General features: G+C 46.0%; 3 protein-coding genes. 1 reads left to right on the top strand and 2 read right to left on the bottom strand.

The features are described from left to right. Positions 1–84: 84 nt before the first annotated feature. The gene (locus FFM73_RS12210; RefSeq protein WP_137631921.1) at positions 85–1,056 is read right to left on the bottom strand and encodes an NAD(P)/FAD-dependent oxidoreductase; all 972 of its coding nucleotides are present in this window, start codon (positions 1,054–1,056) and stop codon (positions 85–87) included. 21 nt (positions 1,057–1,077) lie between these two features. Further along, positions 1,078–2,097: a PrsW family intramembrane metalloprotease gene (locus FFM73_RS12205; RefSeq protein ID WP_137631920.1), complete on the bottom strand. Its 1,020-nt coding sequence runs from the start codon at positions 2,095–2,097 to the stop codon at positions 1,078–1,080. 251 nt (positions 2,098–2,348) lie between these two features. On the opposite strand from FFM73_RS12205, the gene FFM73_RS12200 reads away from it, so the two are divergent. Next, positions 2,349–3,308, top strand: a complete 960-nt coding sequence (locus tag FFM73_RS12200) for a nucleoside hydrolase (RefSeq protein WP_137631919.1) — start codon at positions 2,349–2,351, stop codon at positions 3,306–3,308. The last annotated feature ends 120 nt before the right edge of the window (positions 3,309–3,428 follow it).

The raw sequence follows: 3,428 nt of genomic DNA, 5'->3' as shown, positions 1-3,428 counted from the left end.
TTGAAGCTTAGTCATAAAAAATCACCTCATCATAATTGATAAGGTGATCATACTGCGCCGTTAGACGCATTCATAGACGTTCGGTTATAGTGTGCTTACTGGTCCTCGGCGATTCGGGTACAATTTTGCCATAATGGTATTGATGGCAATCGGGGCTTCACCGTACGCTGTGGCGATCAAGGCCTGCTTACCAGGATAAGTCACGCTGTCGCCAATGGCATAGATGCCTGGAACGCTGGTCTCCATCTGAGTGTTGACCTTAAATAACCGATGATCAGTAGCTAAGTCAATGTCCCAGCCGTCAACGGTCTTGTGGTCGGAAGTAAACCCATAGCTCACGATCACATCATCAACTTCAATCGTTTGCGTGTCATCCGACCGCATCTTTTTGATGGTGACTAGCATGCCGCTATCAGTCTTTTCGATTGCCTTGATCATATACGGCGTTTGGATATCAACCGTTGAGTTCTTCACCTGATCAACCGTGTGCTCCAAGGCGCGAAATTCATTGCGCCGGTGAACCAGATGGACTGTTTTCGCTACCGGTTCTAACATCAACGCTTCATCAAGGGCTGAATCACCGCCACCAGCGATCAATACCCGGTGACCCTTAAAATGCGCTAAATCAGTAATCGCGTAAAACAGTGATTTGCCTTCAAATTCCTTCACGTTATCGATCACTAATGGCCGTGGTGAAAATGAGCCGTTACCAACGGAAATTACCACCGTTTTGGAATGGGTCACGCCACTGGGAGTCGTCACGGTAAAGCCTTCTGGCGTCTGCTCAATGTTAGTGACGGTCTGCTCAGTTTTAACGTCGATTGGGAACTGCTGAAACTGTTCGATCTGTCGGTTGATCAATTGCTGTGCTTGAATATCGGGAATCCCGGCAACGTCCAAGATGCGTTTTTCTGGATATAGTGCACTGACCTGACCGCCAAGCACTGGTAAACTTTCGATCAACTGCGCAGAAGCTTCGTGTAACCCAGCGTAAAACCCCGCAAAAATACCAGCAGGGCCGCCACCAATAATCGTAATATCATACTGTTTATCCAATTTTTGATTCCTCCATTTATTTTAATTAATAATCCGCTGTCCTTGCAGGGTTCGGACTTCCCGTAACCCCGCGTCGATCAGGACAAAGATTGCAATCCAGCCGGCAATGATGATCAGCCATTTTTGAATATCAAAGGCTGCCAAATACGGTACCGGTGCCTGCCAATCCCAGCCAGCGTGCAGTAGGATCGCCAGCAGGTAGAACCGCAAAAACTTGGGCCGGACCATGGTTTTACCTTTAACCGGTTTATGCCGCCCCTTGGCAAGAATAATCGCTGCGCCAATAATTGCGGACCAAATGGTATGCGTGCCAATGGCTTGCCAGCTTCTGACAAAGAGTGTCACCAGACCGAATTCACCGGTATAGCCAGAGGTTTCAAACACCGCAAAGCCGGCCCCAACGCAGGCTCCAATCAACATCCCATTAAAAATATAATTGACCCTGAAACTATTGATAAAATAGCCGATGATCAATGATTTAGCGGTTTCTTCAATGAAGCCAATAGCGAGCGCGGACATCAGATCCACACCGTTGCCAGACGGAATCAGTTGATATAAGACCATGGTCGCAATGAGTGATGCAATTCCACCGATCAGGAAAACTTCCGTGGCTTGAAAAACGGAAATATTTTTATAGACGTTAATTTCAAAAAACATAATTGCCAGTGAAAACGGCACTGCTAATGACCCAATAAAAACCATCCCGGGAACTGCTTTATCGCTGTGAAAAACTAAGAATAACAACGTCAGTAAGCCAAAACTCAGCCCCAATAACGCTAATACCCGTGAGAAGACCCACGGCTTAACGGGCGCCGAGGAAACTTCGGCTAGACTCGGCGTCGTCGTTTTAGTGCCAACGATAAATAACGCATCCGCTTCATCCTTATCATGGCGTTTAAAAACTTCTGAAAACATCCGGAACAAATGAATCTCAACTGCGTTATCATCCCCAGTCCAGTCATTCAGTTCTTTAGTTGCATCGTCCAGGAGGTTTTCGCGACGCTTCTTTTTCAATTGTTCTTCCGATAAATTTTGAGTCATGTTAACCTCCACCTTCGTGGTTCTCTCCTGACACTGAATAAAAATATTGTACCACATGTCACTATCCGTACGAGCTGAATCGACTTCAATCAACAGTGGCTAAACCCTACGGATACGGTAATTATACCTGAATATTGCCGTAAATTTCTTGTATTTCAATGACGCATCATTTATCATTAAAGAGTATAGTACAGCGCTTTCAATAATATCAACGAGTGACTGGGTATAAGTTACTCAATGGAGGTTTTCTGATGGCTACAAAAAAAATGATTTTGGATCTGGATACTGGTATCGACGACTCAATGGCAATTGCCTACGCCTTAGCAGCACCCGATGTTGATCTGATTGGTATCATTGGTTCATACGGTAACGTCTACGTTAAAGAAGGCGGTATCAACTCACTGAAAATTCTGGAATTACTTGGTGCGCCTGACGTTCCTGTCTACCTTGGCGAAAGTCACTCCCTTACAAGTGACCACTTCGACCGAATGCAGGTCAGTGCTCGGATCCACGGTGAAAACGGAATTGGCCAAGTGGAATTACCAGAACCTAAGCGTCAATTAGAGACTACTTCTGGAGTCGATTTTCTGATCGATTCAGTGAAAAAATATGGTAAAGACCTCACCTTGGTTCCAACTGGTCCAATGACCAACTTGGCTAAGGCATTGGAAAAGGCCCCTGAAATTGCGACTGAAATCGGTAACGTCACTTTCATGGGCGGTGCCTTGACCGTTGAAGGCAACGTCAACGCGTATGCTGAAGCCAACATCAACCAAGATGCCGAAGCGGCTAATGCAGCCTTCACTAGTCCCATGCAATTAACCATGGTTGGCCTGGACGTGACTTTACGGACCCTTTTGACCCGTAAAGAAACCTCGCAATGGCGTGAACTCAATACCAAGGCTGGAACTGCCTTTGCTGACATCGTTGATTACTACATTGAAGCCTACGAAGAAACCAACCCGCAAGTACCAGGCTGTGCTTTGCATGACCCACTGGCCGTTGGGGTTGCCTTAGACCCTAGCTTCGTCACTACCCTTGGTCTAAACATGTTTGTTTCGACTGACAAAGAAACCTATGGCCGAACAATTGGTGACCAAGCCCGCTTGGATCAACCAAAAACCAACGTAAACGTCGGCATCAACGTGGATGCGGACCGTTATCTGGCAACCTTTATGAAGTATTTGACCGGATTATTTGCTAAAAACTAGAGTGTGAAAAAAACCGGAAGCTGCACTATGCCCTGTCAAGTTGACAAATGAAATAATATAAAGTTTTATGTGTTCCTAAGCGGCTTCACTCCAGTATTCGTCTGGAGTGAGGCCGTTTCT

The organism is Secundilactobacillus hailunensis, assembly GCF_005405185.1.
Taxonomy (GTDB): Bacteria; Bacillota; Bacilli; order Lactobacillales; family Lactobacillaceae; genus Secundilactobacillus; species Secundilactobacillus hailunensis.
The sequence above is the reverse complement of the archived record's forward strand: the minus strand, read 5'-3'. Positions and strand labels throughout refer to the sequence as shown.

Excerpts from the sequence above, each read along its gene's own strand:
- FFM73_RS12205 (WP_137631920.1), bottom strand. The coding sequence starts at position 2,097 with ATGACTCAAAATTTATCGGAAGAACAATTGAAAAAGAAGCGTCGCGAA.
- FFM73_RS12200 (WP_137631919.1), top strand. The coding sequence starts at position 2,349 with ATGGCTACAAAAAAAATGATTTTGGATCTGGATACTGGTATCGACGAC.